Below are 17734 nucleotides of genomic sequence, written 5' to 3' on the forward strand. Positions count from 1 at the left end.
ACCGCGATCAGGCCGGAGCCTTGCCCTTGGTCCCGTCCTTGGCCCCGTTGCCGGATTTATCCTTCTTGGGCAGGATCGACTTGAGGTCGAACTTGCCCAGCAGGGACTTCTTCTCGTCCTTGGCAGCAGGCGCCGTCTCGGTGACAAAGCCGATGGAGCGCACCGCCTGCGCCAGATCGCGCAGGGCGCCGCCCGCCTTGGTGGCGCGGTTGGCTTCGGAAAAGGTCTGGCCCAGCTTGGCCGCATGGGTGGCGGCCTTGAAATCATAGGGAATCTGGAAGTCGATCTTGCGCTCGATGCTGGCTTCGAAATCGGCCTTGCTGATCTCGATCGTGCCGGTCTGCACCTTGTTGGCCACCATCAGCACGTGGATATGCGGCGCATTGCCCTTCAGCCACGAGAGGATGCGGATCGAATCGCGCGCGCCCGCCAGAGTCAGCTCGGTGGCGATCACCGCGACATTGGTGTCGGCCAGCAGTTGCGGAAAGTTGATCAGCATGTTGCGCGGCAGATCGACCACCGTCATCTGGAAGGCGGCGCGGAACTCCTGCTCCAGCTGCATGAAGGCGCTGCCGTCGGTCAGCAGCGGCTGGTTGATCGGCGCCTCGGCCGAAAGGATGGCCAGATTGTCATTGGCGCGGATCATCGCGCGCTCGATGAACAGGCCGTCGATGCGGCTGGGGTTCTCGATGGCGTCGGTCAGACCCCGGCCCGGCTCGAGATCGAGGCTGAGCGCGCCGGTGCCGAAATGGATGTCCAGATCGAGCAGGGCGGTGGGATGCTGATGCTCGGTGGCGAACAGCCAGGCCAGCGAGGTCGCCAGAGTCGAGGCACCCACGCCGCCGCGCGTACCGATGATCGCGGTGGAGATATGGCGCGCCTCGCTGCCTTCCTCGTGACGCGGCTGCGAGAAGAAGGCATGGGCACCGGCCAGCGCGTCATGCAGCACATGGGGCTGCAGGGGCTTCAGAATATAGTCGTGAATGCCGCTGGCCAGCAGGTCGCGATACAGGCGCACATCGTTGAGCTGACCGGTGGCGAGCACCACCGTGCCGGGCTCGCAGACTTCGGCCAGCGCATTGATGTCTGAGAGCGGATCGCCGCTTTCCGACAGATCGACCATCAGAATGTGCGGGCTGGAGGCCACCGACAGCGCCTGCACCGCATTGCGCAGGCCGCCGCGCTGGCATTTTTCCGGCGCCCAGCCCATGTCGGCAACCAGCGGGCGCAGCACGTCCAGGCTGGCATCGTCGCACAGATAGGCGGCGAAGGGTTCGCGGGCCTGATGTTTCCAGGGGGCGTTCATCGATCAGTTCCCCTTGGAGCTGGTGGTGGGCAGCGTGCCGCCGCCGCCGCCGCTGGGCTTGACGTCGCGATAGGTCGAGATCGCCTTGTTGCTGGTGGCCACCGGGTTGCTGTCCGACCGGGCGCCATGCAGCAGATCGTCGGGGTTGGCGATCATGGCGGCCAGATTGCTGTTCACCGCGCAGCCGAAATTGGGATGCAGCGCGTTGAGCGAGTTGGTTTCCGAATTGGCCGACCAGTCCGGGCAATGCGGCACGGTGGCGCTGGCGCGGGTCAGCGCGATGCGCACCGTGCCCGGCTCCAGCGCGGCCTGAGCCAGCGGGGGTTGCTTCGAGACGATCAGGCCCTTGGCGGCGGCCAGATCGGCCACGGCGGCGCGGGTCTTTTCGCTGGCGGCCGGGTCGTCGATGGCGATCTGGTCGCCATAGCGCAGGCCCATGGCATCGAACCAGCCGGACAGGCGAGCCTTTTCAGCCGCCGAAATGCCATCGGGCCCACCGGCCAGATCCAGCGTGAAGGTGGCATGGGTGACGACCGGCTGGTGCTGCGGCGTCATCAGGCGGTTCTGGGCCACGCCGCCGCAACCGGCCAGCGCCAGCGTGGCGGCGGCCAGCGCCATGGAGGTAAGGGCCTTGCGCGGCGCTGCCTTGGCCGTGTTGGACGGGGTTGTGGCGATCGGGGCCTGAGGTGTGAAACGCATCATCGCCTCGCTCAATTCAGGGAGAAGCCGGGGGCCTGCGCATCGCCCTTGGGGCTGGCAGGTGCCGGTGGGGATGTGTCGGCCGGAGCAGACGCCTTGGCCTTCGCCAGGGCCTTGGCCTCGCGCTTGGACAGCGGAGCAGGCGCCGCGGCGGCGGGATCGCTCAGCCCGACGCGGGGCGGGGCGGCATTGTCACCCGACACCGGGCCGGGGCGCACCGCGCCCGACTTGCCGTCGGTCAGCATGTTGCCGACCACCTCCTGCATGGTCGAGGGGTTCTGCAACCCGTCAGTGGGCAGCTTGATGTCCGCGGCATTGACCGGGCGCACCAGATAGGGGGTGACCACGATCACCAGCTCGCTCTCGCCGCGCTGGAAGTTGGTGGATTTGAACAGCGAGCCCAGCAGCGGAATGTCCCCCGCGCCCGGCAGCTTGGAGATGGTGTGCTGGGCGTTGTTCGACAGCAGCCCGGCGATCATCATGCTCTGCCCCGACCCAAGCTCCACCGTGGTTTCGGCGCGGCGGATGGTGAGGGCAGGCACGCTGAAGCCGTTGAGCGAAACCGCCCCCTGCGAGGACAGCTCCGACACTTCCGGGCGCACGCGCAGCGAGATGCGGCCATCGGAGAGCACCGTGGGCGTATAGGCCAGCGAGACGCCGTAATTCTTGAACTCCACCGAGACGGTGCCAAGCCCGCTCGACATGGGGATGGGATATTCGCCGCCCGCCAGGAAGGTGCTGGTCTCGCCCGAGAGCGCGGTCAGGTTCGGTTCGGCCAGCGTGGTGACCAGACCGATCGATTCGCCCAGATCGAGCGAACCGAGCAGCGTCAGCCCCAGAAATTTCGTGCCCAGCGACAGGGCGGTCGAGCCGGTGAGATTGCTGGGGAAATTGTAGGTGGTGGGAGCGGGGACGAGCGTGTTGCCCTGCAGGACCACACCCTGCGGATTGGTGATCGTGCCCGGATTGTCGCCACGCGAAATGCCGAACTGCATGCCGTTGGTGCTGGTCGACTGGCCGGTCAGATTGCTGCCGATGGTGCGGCTCAGCGTGCGGCTGACCTCGGCGATGCGCACATGCAGGCTGACCTGCAGGGGCGTTGCCGTGCGCAGGCGGCTGATGACCGTGGTCTTGTCGCCGGTCTTGTCGCCCATATAGGCCTGCACCAGGCGGGTGGCCTCGGCGGCATCCTCGGGCGCGGCGACGGTGCCGGTCAGCAACAGGGTGGTGGCGCCCAGCGTGGAGACGGTGACATGCGCCTCGGGCATGGCAACGCGCAGCATCTGGTCGACGCTGTCGATGTTGTTGCCCACGCGGATGTTGGCGGACCACACCACGCGGCCCTCGGCATTGCTGGCATAGACGGTGGTCTCGCCGCTGCCCTTGCCATAGAGGTAGAGCTGGTGGTTCGACTTGACCTGAAGGTCGGCGATCTTGTCGTCGGCGATGAAGACGTCCTTCATCGTGCCGGGCAGATTGACGAGCTGGCCACGGCCCACCGACAGCACGATCTGGCCGGTCGGGCTGCTGATCGTGCCATTGGGCGCGGCGGTGTAATCGGGCGCGGGCGCGCGATAGTTGCTGCCGGCATGCACGGCGGGGCGCGCCGGATGATGGGCCTTGCGCGGCGCGGCCTGAGCCGGGGCAGCCATGCCGACCGACAGCGTCACCGCCAGAAGTCCGGGGGCGCCCGCCGAAAGGAGAAGGGAGAGGAAACGGTTCTTCATGGGATGATCCAGCCTTCTCAATTCACCGGGGCGGACGATGAGCCGCCGGTGCCGCCGAAGCTGGCCACGGGCTGGCTGGCGGTTCTCATGTTGCCGCCGCCGTCCGTCGGCCGCATGCCGCTCAGATCGACGTCCTTCGTATCGCTGCCGCGCATCACACGGACCTGGCCCGTCCGCGAAGGACCGACCGCCCCCACCGGCAGGTTGCGGCGCTGGAAGCGCGACACGTCACCGGCGGTGGCAAAGCTCGATCCGCGCTGGATGGCGCTGCCGTCCTCGAAGCGGCCGCCCACCAGCGTGGTGCGCGAGCCCGCCACGGGGCTGGCCAGATTGCCCTTGGCATTGGCCATGGCGCGGGCCTCGTCGGCCTTGGTTGCGCCATCGGTCAGCTTGACCGAACCATTGGCGATGGCGTGATCCAGATCGCTCTGATTGTCCGCCAGCGAGCGGAGCACCAGGCTGAGCGAACCGCCCTGCTGCGCCACCTCGATCTTTTCGGCGATCTTGGGGGTCACTTCCAGCGTGGCGGTGTGGAAGGTGTGAACGATGGTCTTGCCATTGTTGGTTTCCTGCTCGGTCGACTGGTCGGTGGCCAGCACGCGCAGGTTCTTCAGGATGGTTTCGGTGGCGTAGAGGTCACGGTTGTCGGTGACACCGCCCGGAGGGGTCTGGGTCTGGGTGACCTTGACCGAGGTCGTCAGCATCAGGTCGACATGGTCGCCCGGAAAGACGAAACCGGCCACGCCCGACTTTTCCGACACGGTGATCGTCACCGCGCGCATGCCCGGCCCCAGCGCGGCGGCAAGGAAGCCGCGGTCGCCCGGTGCCACCAGCGCGCCGGTGGTCAGGGGCTGGCCGGCGGTGATCGGGAAGCGCACCACGGTGCCCAGCAGCTTGTTCATGTCGGTCTTGCCGTCCACGAAATAGGCGCCGTTGACCATGTTGCGGGGCCATTCCTGGAAATTGACCGCATCATTGGTGATGATCGTGCCGGGCTGCAGCGAGCGCTGGGCCACCAGCACGCGGGGGCCCTTGGGCAGCACGATCACGGGCAGAGCGGCCTGGACCTGCGGGGCGGGGCTGCCGCCCAACATGCTGCGGGCGGCAAGGGCGGTGGCAACAGCCACCACCAGCAGCCCCAGCATGATCATGACCTTCTTCTTGTCCATGGCTCTGTCAGCCCCTCACACACAAATCACTGCGTAAACCGCGCTGATGCGCGAAAATGGTTAATATCGAGTCACTCGCCTGTTCATCCTGCCGCCCCGCCCGCGCTGAGCTGGGGCAGGTAGTCCGCGGCCAGGATCCACAGCCCGGCAATGGCGATGGCGATGCCGTAAGGGATGGCCAGCTTCTCGCGCTGGCGGCGGGCGATGTGCCAAAAGGCGAGAACCACGGTGAGAATCCCGCCCGCCAGCGCCATCACGATCAGCAGATGGGCAAACCACAGCGGCTTGATCCACAGCGCCAGCGCGGTCAGCAGCTTCACGTCGCCACCGCCCATCGCGCCCACGGCGAAAAGCCCGGTCAGCACGGCAAAGGCACCGACCGCGACTCCAAGCTGCCAGCCGATGTCCACCAGTCCGAGGCCCTGCGCCCACCAGAACAGCGGGGCGCACAGCGCAATGGCCAGATTGAGGCCATTGTCGATCTGTCGACGGCGCGTGTCGGTCACGGCCGCCACCAGCAGGGCGATTGCCAAGCCTCCAAGCAGACCGTAGGACAGCGAAACCCCCATGGAACCCCCTAGTAAAACGTGGGGAAGTTTTAGCTCGGAATCACTTACCAAACGGTAACCAACGAGAAGGTCAGAAATCAGGCACATGCCGGAGTATGAGCAAGTCGATCTGGCTCCTTCGGGGCGCCGTCTGCCAGCAGGATCGCATGAGGATGCGTGGCTCACACCCGATGGCTGGAGGCTGCGCCGGCTGACCGTTCCGCCCCTGCCGGGCACCCCCGCGCGGGGCCGGTTGCTGTTCCTGCCGGGGCGTGGCGACATCTTCGAAAAGCATCTGGAATTCTTCGAGGAATTGCAGCAGCGCGGCTGGCATGTCACCAGTTTCGACTGGCGCGGGCAGGGCGGTTCCGGGCGTCTGGGGCTCGACACCACCACCGGTCATATCGAGGACTTCTCGGTCTGGCTCGATGACCTTTCGGCCTTCTGGCAGGACTGGTTTCGCCCCGGTGAGGGCCCCCATGTGCTGGTGGGCCATTCGATGGGCGGTCATCTGGCCCTGCGCGCCGTGGCCGAGCGCAAGGTTAACCCCGATGCGGTGATTCTCTCCGCCCCGATGCTGGGATTCTTCGCCCCCGGCCTGCCCGTCTGGTTACAGCATCTTTACGCGCGCACCATGGCCGCTCTGGGCGATTCGCGGCGCCCGGCGTGGAAGGGCGGCGAGAAGCCCGGCTCCACCACCGCGCTGCGCATGCATCTGCTCACCCATGACGAGCGCCGCCACGACGACGAGATGTGGTGGCGCGACCGGCGCCCCGATCTGGGCACCGGCGCGGCAAGCTGGCGCTGGATGGAGCGCGCCGTGGCCTCGCGCCGCGCGCTCTTCGCGCCCGGTGTGCTGGAAGGCGTTCATGTGCCGGTGCTGCTGATCTCCACCAGCTCGGACCGGCTCGTCAGCCATGGCGCCGTGGTGGAGGCCGCAAGGCGCCTGCCCGATGCGACACTGATCGCACTGGGCAAGGAGGCCCGCCACGAGGTGCTGCGTGAGGTCGATGCGGTGCGCGCGCCGCTGATCGCCGCAATCCATGGCTTCCTCGATGAGCGGGCACCCAAAAGCGTTAATGCAAAGTCTTGACGCGCGGCGCCTGCGGGCCAAGGGAGCCCGCATGAGCTTCTCTTGCGATATCGCCATTGTCGGCGCTGGCATGGCCGGGGCCTCGCTGGCCGCCGCGCTGCTTGGCCATGGCGCGCGCGGGCGCATCCTGCTGATCGAGGGCGAGGCGCGGCCCGGCTATCACGCCACCGGCCGCTCCGCCGCCTTCTGGCACGAAACCTATGGCGGTCCCGGCGTGCAGCCCTTGAGCCAGGCTTCGGGCCCGGCACTGCATGCGCTGGGCGTGCTTCACCAAAGGCGTGGCCTGACACTGGCCCGCAAGGGGCAGGAGGCCGAGCTGGAGGCCTTCGTCGCCCGCTTCGCCGCGCTGGGCGTGCGCATCTCCATCGTCGATCGCGCGATCCTTACCCATTACGTCCCCGGCCTGAGCGCCGATTACGTGCTGGGCGCGCTGGAGGAGGATTGCTGCGACATCGACGTGGCCGCGCTCCACCAGCATTACCTTGCCGAGGCCCGGCAGGGCGGTGTGGAACTGCTGTGCGATGCCCGCGTCGCTGGCGTGGCGCGCGACGGCGATGGCTGGGCCCTGACCTTTGCCGATGGGCGCAGCATTCAGGCCGGGCTGATCGTCAACGCCGCCGGAGCATGGGCCGACGAGCTGGCCGCCATGGCCGGGGCTGCGCCGCTGGGCATCACGCCCTACCGACGCACGATGGTGCAGGCCCGCGTCGATCCGGCGCCCACCAACAACCTGCCGCTGGTGCTGGATCTGGACGAAAGCTTCTATTTCAAGCCCGAATCCGGCCGCCTCTGGCTGACGCCTCACGATGAAACCCCGACCCCGCCTTGCGACGCCGCCCCCGAGGAGATCGATGTTGCCGTGGCGGTGGACCGCCTGCAGCAGATCACCGACTGGCGCGTCGAGCGGATCGAGCACCGCTGGGCGGGGTTGCGCAGCTTCGCGCCCGATCGGCTGCCGGTCTATGGGTTCGATCCCGAGGTGCCGGGGTTCTTCTGGTGCGCGGGGCAGGGTGGGTTTGGCATCCAGACCGCACCGGAAGGCAGTGATCTGGCGGCGCGGTTGCTGTTGGGGCTGGAGCCGGGGGTGGTCTCACCTGAGGCTTACGGGCCGGGAAGATTTTAAGGACAATGCGAGGGGGTTACCCCCTCGCGCTCCCATGACGTCTCCCGACGCATGGGCAGCGGCGCCGCATCGTGGTGCACAGACTATCCACCTGCGCCACCTTGGGCGCCGCAGGCAGTCGGTCTTCGATGGGCTGCGCTTGGAGTTTTTTGCCTGCGGCGCGGCAAGCTGAGCGCAAGGCCGAACCCGTGGCGCAACGCAGACATTAAAGGGAGCGCGAGGGCGATGGCCCTCGCATCTTCCTAAACCTACTTCTTCCCCACCGAAACCGCCGCATCGCTGGCCAGCTTGTCCACGCGCTCGTTTTCAGCGTGGCCGGCGTGGCCCTTCACCCATTGCCAGTCGATCTTGTGCGGCTTGGCGACGATCAGCATCTCGCGCCACAGGTCCTCGTTGGCGACGGGTTCCTTCTTGGCGTTGACCCAGCCCTTTTTCTGCCAGCCGAAGACCCATTTGGTGATGCCGTCGATCACATAGCGCGAATCGGTGCTGAGCGTCACCGCGCAGGGCTGGTTCAGCGCCGCCAGAGCGCGGATCACCGCCGTCATTTCCATGCGGTTGTTGGTGGTTTCCTTTTCCGCGCCAACGAGTTCTTTTTCATGGCTTCCCATGCGCAGGAAGGCGGCCCAGCCGCCGGGGCCGGGGTTGCCCTTGCAGGCGCCGTCGGTGAAGATTTCGACGTCCTTCATGCGAAGACATCCGCATGGGCGGGATCGGCATAGAAGGCGAGGCGGCGGGCGAAGGCCAGCGGGTCCTTGCGGACCACCAGCGCGTCCTGCGGCGTGTTGATCCAGTCATAGGCGCGGGTGGAGAGGAAGCGCATCGCCGCGCCGCGGGCCAGCACCGGCAGGGCTTCGCGTTCTTCCACGCTCAAGGGCCGGACCGATTCGTAGCCCTTCAGCAGCGCGGCCGAGATGGCTGGGTTGAAGTTGCGCCCGGCATTGTCGAAGCACCATGCGGCGTGGGTAACGGCCACGTCATAGGCGATGATGTCGGTGCAGGAGAAGTAGAAGTCGATCAGGCCGGTGACGGTTTCGCCCAGCATCAGCACATTGTCCGGGAAGAGGTCGGCATGGACGACGCCGGTGGGCAGATGGCGCGGCCAGTTGGCGTCGAGGAAGGCCAGTTCCCGCGTGACGGTCTCGCCCAGCGCGGGGTCGATGGTGGCAAGCTCTTCGGGTTTGCAGGCTTCGAGCAGGTCGCGCCATTCGGGCAGGGCCAGCGTGTTGCGGCGGTTCTGGTCATAGCCTTCGACGGCCTTGTGCATCTGCGCCAGCGCGATGCCCACCGCATGGGCCTGTGCCGGTGTGGGCAGGCTGACCGAGACACCGGGCAGAAATTCGATCAGCGCGACGACCTTTTCCTCGCCATCCGGCCCGGTCAGGCTGCGGAAGGAGGCGCCATCGCGGTCATGGATGGTGCGGGGGACGGGGCAGCCCTTGTCGGCCAGATGGTCGAGCAGGCCGAGGAAGAAGGGCAGGTCCGCGATTTCGGTGCGGCCCTCGAACATCGTCAGGATGAAGCGTGCGCCCCCGTTTTCCGAATAATGCCCGGTTTTGCCGCCCCCGTAACCTGTCGTCTCGATCAGCCAGTTGCTGTTCGAGACGCCCTCGGCAATGCCCTTGGCCGATACGAGGTCGCCCACATTGAAGGCGCAGATCAGCTCGCCCAGCGCCTCGGCACCAAGATGGGTGTAGACGGCCATGATTCCCCCGAAGTCCCTGAAGCGTTTTCAAGCCGGGTGGTTTCACCCGGCGCCTTGTGAAAACGCGGCAACCAAACAATCAGCGTTTTCAAGCCGGGTGGTTCCACCCTGCGCCTTGCGAAAACGCGGTCAGCACATGCATGAAGCGGCTGATCCGGCATTCGGATCAGCCGCTCCTGAATCAGTCGGCCAGTTGGCGCGGCAGCTTGAAGATCATCTTCTCTTCCGTCGTCACCACGGTTTCCTCGGTGACGGAGCGGAAGGTGGAGAGCAGATCGATGACCTCGCGCACCAGCGTCTCGGGCGCGCTCGCGCCGGCGGTCAGGCCCAGCGTGTCGACGCCGTCCAGCCATGCCGGATCGATCTCGGAGGCGCGCTGCACCAGACGGGCGGGCGTGCCGCCGCGCGTGGACACTTCGACCAGACGCATCGAGTTCGAGGAATTGGGCGCACCGATCACGAACAGCAGGTCGCATTGCGGCGCGATCGCCTTGACCGCCGCCTGACGGTTCGAGGTGGCGTAGCAGATGTCTTCCGCGCGGGGGCCGTTGATCTGCGGATAGCGGTTGCGCAGGGCGCGCACGATTTCCGCCGTATCGTCGACCGAGAGGGTGGTCTGGGTCAGGAAGCCCAGCGCATCCTCGGTGGTGAAGGGCAGGTCCAGCACGTCCTGCACGGTTTCCACCAGCGTGATCGTGCCCTCGGGCACCTGGCCCAGCGTGCCGATCACCTCGGGGTGGCCCTTGTGGCCGATGAAGATGATGTGGCGCCCGGCCTCGATCTGGCGCTCGGCCTGGCGGTGCACCTTGCTGACCAGCGGGCAGGTGGCGTCCAGCCAGTCCAGCCCGCGATCATCGGCCAGGGCGGGAATCGACTTGGGCACGCCGTGGGCCGAGAAGATGACGGGCGCGCCATCGGGCACCTCGTCCAGTTCCTCGACGAAGATCGCGCCCTTTTCCTTCAGCCCGTCGACCACGAAACGGTTATGGACGATCTCGTGCCGGACATAGACCGGGGCGCCGAATTTGCGAATCGCGCGTTCCACGATCTCGATCGCGCGATCGACACCGGCGCAAAAGCCGCGCGGCGCGGCGATCAGCAGGCGGAGCGGGGCCAGATCAGCGCTGGGCGCGACATCTGCAGCGACAGGGGCGGTAGCCGGAAAGGAAGCGTTCATGCTGCCGCCTCTAGCGCTTTGCGGCGCGGGCCGCTAGGGCAGGCTGCAAGATAACACGCCGGATCGAAGATGCCGGAGACTTCCAAGGAATGTGAGAATGCATTTTCGTCCCCGTTTGATGCCCGTTCTTGCTGCTGGAACGGCCTGTGCCCTGCTGGCGGGCTGCTCCGGCAAGGGTGAGCTGGTGGTGGACGAGGGCGTGGGCATCACCGCCGTGCGCTCGACCTGCCCGGCCGTGGGCATCGCCAATGGCACCGGCGACATGACCACCTTCCGCGTGCCCGGCTCGTCCGACGCGAAGGACATCGATCTGGTCGCGGCCATCACCGAAGTGCGCCCCTCCTGCGACGAAAAGGCCAGCCCGGTGCAGTCGCATGTCACCTTCAAGGTGCAGGTGCGCCGCGCCGACGCGCATGGCGCCCGCGATGTGACGCTGCCCTATTTCTTCACCGTGATGCGCGGCGGCCGCGTGGTGATCGCCAAGAGCCTGGGCAGCGCCACCGTCCATTTCGCCGATGGCCAGGACCGCGCGGAAACCACCGCCGACGGCACCGCCACCATCGACAAGAAGGAAGCTACGCTGGACCGCGCGATCCACGACCGCATCGTGCGCCCCCGCAAGTCGGGCGAGGCCGATGCCGCGATCGATCCGCTGGCCGATCCCGCCGTGCTGGCGGCGGTCAACAAGGCCACCTTCGAGGTGCTGGTGGGCTTCCAGTTGTCGGACGCCCAGCTTGGCTACAACGTAACCCGATGATCTTCGCGGGACGGGTCTCGTTCCGCTTAATCCTTGCCATTGGCCCCGGCGTCCGTTTAGGCGCTGGGGCTGATCGTTTTTGGGGCTTTCACGCCCGATTGTTCATGAACAGGCTTCCGCTATGACCACCCAGACCCTGCATGCCGCCTTTGCGAGCCATGTCGCCGCCGCGCTCGATGCTCTGGAGGCGGCGGGCACGCTGCCTGCCGGCCTCAACCGCGCCGCCGTGACGGTGGAGCCGCCGCGCGATGTCACGCATGGCGATCTGGCGACCAATGCCGCCATGGTGCTGGCCAAGCCTGCGGGCACCAATCCGCGCGCGCTGGCAACGGCGCTGGTGGCGGAGCTGGAAAAGCTCGATCTGGTGAAGAGCGCCGAGATCGCCGGGCCCGGCTTTATCAACCTGCGCCTCGCTGACTCGGCATGGCTCGATGAGCTGCGCGCCATCGCCGCGCTGGGCGACGATTACGGGCGCAGCGCCATGGGGCAGGGCACCACGGTCAATGTGGAATATGTCTCGGCCAACCCGACCGGCCCCATGCATATGGGCCATTGTCGCGGCGCGGTGGTGGGCGATGCTCTGGCCAGCCTGCTGGAATATGCCGGGCACAAGGTGATCCGCGAGTATTACGTGAACGATGCGGGCGCTCAGGTGCAGGTGTTGGCCCGCTCGGCCCACATCCGTTACCGCGAGGCGCTGGGCATCGAGGTCGGCGCGATCCCCGAGGGGCTCTATCCCGGCGATTATCTGATCCCCGTGGGTCAGGCGCTGGCCGCCGAGTTTGGCGACAAGTATGTCGATGCACCGGAATCGGAATGGCTGGCGATCTTCCGCGTCAAGGCCGTGGCCACGATGATGGACATGATCCGCGAGGATCTGGCGCTGCTGGGCATCAAGCACGACCTCTTCTCGTCGGAGGCCGAACTTCAGGCCGCAGGCAAGCCCGAGGAGGCCGAGGCCTGGCTGCGCTCGCAGGATCTGGTCTATGATGGCGAGCTGGAAGCCCCCAAGGGCAAGCTGCCCGACGATTGGGAGCCCGTCGCCCTGCCGCTGTTCCGCAGCACCAAATTCGGCGACGATCAGGACCGCCCGATCAAGAAGTCCGACGGCACATGGACCTATTTCGGCGCCGATCTGGCCTATCACTTCCAGAAGGCCCAGACCGCCGACGCGCTGGTGGACATCTGGGGCGCCGATCACGCGGGTACGGTCAAGCGCATCAAGGCCGCCGTCGCCGCCATGACGGGTGCCAAGGGCAAGGCCACGCCGTTCGAGGTCAAGCTGGTCCAGATGGTTGCGCTTCTCCGCAATGGCGAACCCGTCAAAATGTCCAAGCGTTCGGGCACCTTCGTGACGCTGGCCGATGTGGTGAAGGAGGTCGGTAAGGATGTCGTGCGCTTCACCATGCTCACCCGCAAGCCCGAGGCCCAGATGGACTTCGACTTCGCCAAGGTGGTTGAAGCCTCCAAGGATAACCCCGTCTTCTATCTGCAATATGCCCATGCCCGCATCCGCTCCACGCTGCGCAAGGCGGCGGCCGAGGGCTTCGCCCCCGCGCCCGACGCCATTGCCGATCTGGGCGAGGAAGAGCTGGCCCTGGTCAAGCTGATCGCGCAGTTCCCCCGCATCGTGGAAGCCGCCGCCGTCGCGCGCGAGCCGCATCGCATCGCCTTCTTCCTGGCCGATGTGGCCTCGGCCTTCCATTCCTACTGGAATGTCGGCAACGATCGGCCCGATAAGCGCTTCATCCTGCCCCAGAATGGTGCATTGACGACAGCACGGCTTTTCCTCGGCACGCAAATCGGGCAGGTTGTGCGCAATGGCCTGGCTCTGCTGGGCGTCGAGGCCGTGGAGGAGATGTAATCCATGTCGGGTGAGAATGAGAGCAATCCTTCCGCATCGGCGCAGCCTCAGGGCGAACACTGGCTGAACGATGCCCGCGACGCGCTGGCCAAAAAGGCTGGCGAGCACGGACAGGAATGGGCTGCCCAGACTCCGGATCAGCTCCATCAGGCGGGTGACAACTGGGCCGAGCAGGCCTGGGACAAGCACAATTGGGACGACCATGGCGAGGCGGTTGCCGCGCTGGGCGGCGCTCATGCCGGGGCCGCCACGCCTGCGGACACGCTCAACCTGCAGGACCGCGACCGTCTGCCCTGGCTCGACAATGCCGGGGATGAGGAGGATTACTATGCCGTCGATCACCGCCGCGTGATCGCCGCCGTGGTGGGCGGCATCCTGCTGCTGGCCGTGGTGGTGGGCGGCGTCTTCGCCTTCACCCACCGCAAGGATGGCGCGGCCCCCGTGGCCGACGGCGGCCTGATCGGCGCCTCCGACCAGCCCTACAAGCAGGCTCCCGCCAATCCCGGCGGCAAGCAGTTCGAAGGCACCGGCGATTCCAGCTTCGCCGCGGCGCAGGGCAAGGACCATCCCGCCCAGCTCGCCGCCGGCGATGGCGCGCCCAAGCCCGCCGCGCCGATCGAAGCGCCCAAGGCTGACGCCAAACCCGAGGCCAAGCCGTCCGCCGCCGCGCCTGCCGCCGCGGCCGAGGATGCGGGGCCCGCTGGCGGGGTGGTGCAGATTGCCGCCTATTCGAACGAGACTCAGGCACGCTCGGGCTGGGATCACCTTGTGCAGCAGCATGAGATGCTCAAGGGCATGAACCATCGGATCGTTCAGGGTCAGTCGGATATCGGTACGGTGTTCCGTCTGCAGTTGCTGGCCTCGGCTGGCGGTGGCAGTGCGCTGTGCGGGAAGCTGAAGGCTGAAGGGATTCCCTGTCAGGTTAAGCATTGAGTTAAAAGGGAAGATGCGAGGGGGTTACCCCCTCGCGCTCCCATAACGTCTTCCGACACACGGGCAGGGGAGCCGAATTGGTGCGCTCCGGCTCTCTACCTGCGCAGCATATGGCGCCGCAGGCTTTCAATCCGATAGCGCTGGGCGGGCAAAACTGCCTGCGGCGCTGCGACGTTGCTCTGTCGCTGAACCCTTGGCGCTACGCAGACATTAAAGGGAGCGCGAGGGTTATGACCCTCGCATTTATTCTTCCTTGTTTAATCCCCTTCTTCCCACCCCTGAAAACTTGCGCAAAACCTTCAAGTTTGCGAAAAATCCCTCATGCTTCCCGCGATTTTCGGCCTTTCGGGCCACACCATGACCGCTGACGAGCGCGCTTTTTTCCGCGATGCGGATCCGGCGGGCTATATTCTGTTCGCTCGCAACGTGGCGGACCGCGAGCAACTGCGCGCGCTGACCGATGATCTGCGCTCCATTCATGGCCGGGACCGCCTGCTGATCTCGATTGATCAGGAGGGCGGGCGCGTTGCGCGGATGAAGCCGCCTGAGTGGTCGCGCTATCCGGCGGGGGAGGCGTTTGCGCGCCTGTGGCAGCTCGCTCCGGCCAGCGCGATCGAGGCGGCGCGGGTGCATGCTCAGGCTTTGGGCATGGATCTGGCCGAGGTTGGCATCAGCATGGATTGCTGGCCCTGCGTCGATGTGCGGGTGCCGGGCGCGCATGATGTGATCGGGGACCGGGCGCTGGGCGAGGAGCCCAGGCAGGTCGCCGCCCTTGGCCGCGCCATTCTGGAGGGGCTGGCGCTGGCGGGCGTGGCGGGCTGCGTCAAGCATATGCCGGGCCATGGCCGCGCCGGGGCGGACAGCCACAAGGCCCTGCCGCGCGTCGATGCCGACGAGGCCGCGCTTGCGCAGGATCTGGCGCCGTTTCGCGCGCTGAAGGGCGCTCCGGCGGCGATGACGGGGCATATCCTCTTCCCGGTGTGGGATGCGGAGCGCCCGGCGACGGTGTCGCCCACCATCATCCAGACCATCATCCGCGACAACATCGGCTTCGACGGCCTGCTGATGACCGACGATCTGGATATGAAGGCGCTGAGCGGAACGATTGCCGAAAAGGCCAGCGCGTCGCTGGCGGCGGGCTGCGATGTGGTGCTCAACTGCTGGGGCACGATTGCCGATATGCAGTCCATCGCCGCAGCGGTGCCGGGGATCACAGCGCAGGGCGCGGCGCGGCTGGAGCGGGCTCTGGCGGAAACGCGGGTGCCTCAGGCGCTGGATGGCGCGCTTCAGGCGGAGCTGTGGGCCAAGCGCGATGCGCTGCTGGCGCTGGCGGGCGCGGATCTGGCCTCGGGCGCCGATCCCACGGCCTACAGGGTATGAACGAGGCAACCTTGCTTGACGGGCTCGATGGGCCGGAGTTGGCGGGGACGCCTCAGGAGGGTGCGCTTTATCTCGCCTTTGACAGTTGGGAGGGGCCGCTCGATCTGCTGCTCGATCTGGCCCGGCGGCAGAAGGTCGATCTCAAGACCATCCCGATCCTCGATCTGGTCGACCAGTATCTGGCCTTTATCGAGCAGGCCGAGGCGCTCAAGCTGGAGGTTGCCGCCGATTATCTGGTGATGGCGGCGTGGCTGGCCTATCTCAAATCGGCGATGCTGCTGCCCAAGGAGGAGCAGGAAGACCCCAGCCCCGAGGAACTGGCCCTGCGCCTCCATCTGCGCCTGCAACGGCTGGCCGCCATGCGCGAGGCCGCCGCGCGGCTGATGGGGCGCGACCGTCTGGGCCGCGACACGTTCCAGCGCGGCGCGCCCGAGGGCTGGCGGGTGGACCGCAAGGCGCTGTGGCAATGCGACTGGTTCTCGCTGGTGCAGGCTTACGGCCAGATCAAGGCGCGCAGCGCGCCGGTGGTCCATATGGTGCGCGACCGCAAGGTGATGACGCTGGATGCGGCACTGGCGCGGGTCAGCGCGATGCTGGGCGTAACGCTCGACTGGATGGTGTTGGAGGATTTCCTGCCCGCCAGCAGCGGCGAATGGGAGGACCGGAGGCTAAGGCGCTCGGCGCTGGCTTCCAGCTTTCTGGCCGCGCTGGAACTGGCCAAGCAGGGCAAGGTGGAACTGGTGCAGGAAGAATGTTTCGGCCCCCTGCAGATGCGCCGGATCGCCGGTCATGGATGAGGTGATGCGCGCCGTCGAGGCCGCCCTTTTCGCCGCCACCGATCCGGTGACGCCCGAGGCTCTGGCCAATCACCTCGGCGGCGTGGCGGTGAAGCCAGCCTTGGCGGCGCTGGCCGAGCATTACGCCACGCGGGGCATCAACCTCGTGGAGCGCGGCGGGCGCTGGCATTTCCAGACCGCGCCCGATCTGGCCCATATCCTGCGGCGCGAGCATGAGGAGCCGCGCAAGCTCTCGCGCGCCGCCACCGAATGTCTGGCGGTGATTGCCTATCACGAGCCGGTCAGCCGCGCGGAAATCGAATCGATCCGCGGGGTGCAGACCGCGCGCGGCACGCTCGACGTGCTGATGGAGGCAGGCTGGGTGCGCGCCGCCGGGCGCCGTGAAGTGCCGGGGCGACCGGTGATCTATGCCACCACCCCGGCCTTCCTCGCCCATTTCGGCCTTGCCAGCCGCCGCGATCTGCCGGGCATCGACGATCTGCGCGCGGCGGGCCTGCTCGATCCGGTGGAGGACGCTTTCGAGGAGGCCATGGCGGGAAAAACGCCCACAGCCGATCATGCGGTTGAGCCTGACGATGGGGCATCTGACCCATCCTGAACATCCTATACGCGCAGACCACTGGCGGAAGGACAAGAAAGTCCCTAGATAGGGATGGTGAGAGGCGCCGGTGTAACTCATGGTGCCCGGCGAGTTATTTGGAGCAAGAACAATGATGGGTCTGTCGCTTCCGCATCTGATCGTGCTGGCACTTGTGGTGCTGGTGCTGTTCGGCAAGGGCCGCATTTCCGAAATGATGGGTGATTTCGGCAAGGGAATCAAAAGCTTCAAGGAAGGTATGAACGAGGACGGCACGCCGCGTGCCGCCCCCACGCCCACCGCGCCTCCTGCCCAGATCACGCAGGCGCCCGCCAACCCGGAGCCTGTCAAGAACCAGAGCGAAACCGGCACAACCCAGAACTGAGCCGCGCCGCTTCATGTTTCTTGACATCGACCCTTCGGAATTTCTGCTGACGGCGGTGGTGGCCGTTGTGGTCATCGGCCCCAAGGACTTGCCGCGCGCCATGCGTGCGGCCGGCAAATGGATGGCCAAGATGCGCCGCATCTCCGGCCATTTCCGCTCCGGCATCGAAACCATGATCCGCGAAGCCGAGCTGGAGGACATGGAAAAGAAATGGCGTGAGCAGAATGAGGCGATCATGAAAGCGCAGGCCCCCGTGGCCGCCCTTCCGTCCGAAGTCACCGCCCATGCTCCCACCGAGCCGCTCTCCGTGGGCGAGGTGGGCCATGAAGGCCATGGCGCCGCGCATCAGGATGTGGCGCCGAGCGTGACTCATCATGATGTCGCGCATGCTGAGGTGGCCCATACCCAGGCGCCTCACAGCGAGGTCAAAAACCCGTCTCAGCCTGAAATCCTGTCCTGATCCCGCTCCAAATATCCTCGGTGAGTTCCCAGCA

At 66.6% G+C, this 17734-nt stretch carries 18 protein-coding genes; 10 read left to right on the forward strand and 8 right to left on the reverse strand.

The window, feature by feature from the left end; all coding sequences use genetic code 11:
- Positions 1-7: 7 nt before the first annotated feature.
- From ABDW49_RS03830 to ABDW49_RS03850, 5 genes are all read right to left on the reverse strand, one after another.
- The gene (locus tag ABDW49_RS03830; RefSeq protein WP_343609861.1) at positions 8-1306 is read right to left on the reverse strand and encodes a pilus assembly protein CpaE; all 1299 of its coding nucleotides are present in this window, start codon (positions 1304-1306) and stop codon (positions 8-10) included.
- A 3-nt stretch (positions 1307-1309) separates the two neighbouring features.
- Positions 1310-2008, reverse strand: a complete 699-nt coding sequence (locus ABDW49_RS03835; RefSeq protein ID WP_343609862.1) for a CpaD family pilus assembly lipoprotein — start codon at positions 2006-2008, stop codon at positions 1310-1312.
- Positions 2009-2016: 8 nt separating this feature from the next.
- A complete protein-coding gene (locus ABDW49_RS03840) occupies positions 2017-3732 on the reverse strand; it encodes a type II and III secretion system protein family protein (protein WP_343609863.1) in 1716 nt (571 codons plus the stop codon).
- Between the two features lie 17 nt (positions 3733-3749).
- The gene (cpaB, locus tag ABDW49_RS03845) at positions 3750-4901 is read right to left on the reverse strand and encodes a Flp pilus assembly protein CpaB (protein ID WP_343609865.1); all 1152 of its coding nucleotides are present in this window, start codon (positions 4899-4901) and stop codon (positions 3750-3752) included.
- 83 nt (positions 4902-4984) lie between these two features.
- Positions 4985-5470 carry a prepilin peptidase gene (locus ABDW49_RS03850; RefSeq protein ID WP_343609866.1) on the reverse strand — a complete coding sequence of 162 codons (486 nt, stop codon included), beginning with the start codon at positions 5468-5470 and terminating at the stop codon, positions 4985-4987.
- Positions 5471-5555: 85 nt separating this feature from the next.
- On the opposite strand from ABDW49_RS03850, the gene ABDW49_RS03855 reads away from it, so the two are divergent.
- Both ABDW49_RS03855 and ABDW49_RS03860 read left to right on the forward strand, forming a co-directional pair.
- Positions 5556-6542, forward strand: a complete 987-nt coding sequence (locus tag ABDW49_RS03855; protein WP_343609868.1) for an alpha/beta hydrolase — start codon at positions 5556-5558, stop codon at positions 6540-6542.
- A 31-nt stretch (positions 6543-6573) separates the two neighbouring features.
- On the forward strand, positions 6574-7665 hold the full coding sequence (locus ABDW49_RS03860) for an FAD-dependent oxidoreductase (protein ID WP_343609869.1): 1092 nt from the start codon (positions 6574-6576) through the stop codon (positions 7663-7665).
- Positions 7666-7913: 248 nt separating this feature from the next.
- On the opposite strand, the gene rnhA is transcribed toward ABDW49_RS03860, so the two are convergent.
- The 3 genes from rnhA to ispH all read right to left on the reverse strand — a co-directional run bounded on the left by rnhA (position 7914) and on the right by ispH (position 10547).
- Positions 7914-8354 carry a ribonuclease HI gene (gene rnhA / locus ABDW49_RS03865; protein WP_343609870.1) on the reverse strand — a complete coding sequence of 147 codons (441 nt, stop codon included), beginning with the start codon at positions 8352-8354 and terminating at the stop codon, positions 7914-7916.
- A complete protein-coding gene (thrB, locus tag ABDW49_RS03870; protein WP_343609871.1) occupies positions 8351-9370 on the reverse strand; it encodes a homoserine kinase in 1020 nt (339 codons plus the stop codon). The genes rnhA and thrB overlap by 4 nt, the downstream gene beginning before the upstream one ends.
- A 181-nt stretch (positions 9371-9551) precedes the next feature.
- Positions 9552-10547 (reverse strand): 4-hydroxy-3-methylbut-2-enyl diphosphate reductase, encoded by a 996-nt coding sequence (gene ispH, locus ABDW49_RS03875; protein ID WP_343609873.1) that lies wholly within the window; start codon positions 10545-10547, stop codon positions 9552-9554.
- A gap of 97 nt (positions 10548-10644) precedes the next feature.
- On the opposite strand from ispH, the gene ABDW49_RS03880 reads away from it, so the two are divergent.
- The 8 genes from ABDW49_RS03880 to tatB all read left to right on the forward strand — a co-directional run bounded on the left by ABDW49_RS03880 (position 10645) and on the right by tatB (position 17700).
- Positions 10645-11304: a hypothetical protein gene (locus tag ABDW49_RS03880; protein WP_343609875.1), complete on the forward strand. Its 660-nt coding sequence runs from the start codon at positions 10645-10647 to the stop codon at positions 11302-11304.
- A gap of 121 nt (positions 11305-11425) precedes the next feature.
- Positions 11426-13168 carry an arginine--tRNA ligase gene (gene argS, locus ABDW49_RS03885; protein WP_343609876.1) on the forward strand — a complete coding sequence of 581 codons (1743 nt, stop codon included), beginning with the start codon at positions 11426-11428 and terminating at the stop codon, positions 13166-13168.
- 3 nt (positions 13169-13171) lie between these two features.
- Complete coding sequence (locus tag ABDW49_RS03890) at positions 13172-14101, forward strand: SPOR domain-containing protein (protein WP_343609877.1); 930 nt, start codon at positions 13172-13174, stop codon at positions 14099-14101.
- 321 nt (positions 14102-14422) lie between these two features.
- Entirely contained in the window at positions 14423-15481 is a 1059-nt protein-coding gene (gene nagZ / locus ABDW49_RS03895) for a beta-N-acetylhexosaminidase (protein ID WP_343609879.1), read from the forward strand.
- Entirely contained in the window at positions 15478-16278 is an 801-nt protein-coding gene (locus ABDW49_RS03900) for a ScpA family protein (protein WP_343609880.1), read from the forward strand. Before nagZ ends, ABDW49_RS03900 begins: the two co-directional genes overlap by 4 nt.
- Entirely contained in the window at positions 16271-16876 is a 606-nt protein-coding gene (gene scpB, locus ABDW49_RS03905) for an SMC-Scp complex subunit ScpB (RefSeq protein WP_343609881.1), read from the forward strand. The genes ABDW49_RS03900 and scpB overlap by 8 nt, the downstream gene beginning before the upstream one ends.
- A gap of 112 nt (positions 16877-16988) precedes the next feature.
- Complete coding sequence (tatA, locus tag ABDW49_RS03910) at positions 16989-17240, forward strand: twin-arginine translocase TatA/TatE family subunit (protein ID WP_343609882.1); 252 nt, start codon at positions 16989-16991, stop codon at positions 17238-17240.
- A 13-nt stretch (positions 17241-17253) separates the two neighbouring features.
- Positions 17254-17700, forward strand: coding sequence for a Sec-independent protein translocase protein TatB (gene tatB / locus ABDW49_RS03915; RefSeq protein ID WP_343609883.1), 447 nt, complete (start codon positions 17254-17256; stop codon positions 17698-17700).
- Positions 17701-17734: the final 34 nt, after the last annotated feature.

Source organism: Novosphingobium sp., assembly GCF_039595395.1.
In the GTDB taxonomy this organism is placed as follows: domain Bacteria; phylum Pseudomonadota; class Alphaproteobacteria; order Sphingomonadales; family Sphingomonadaceae; genus Novosphingobium.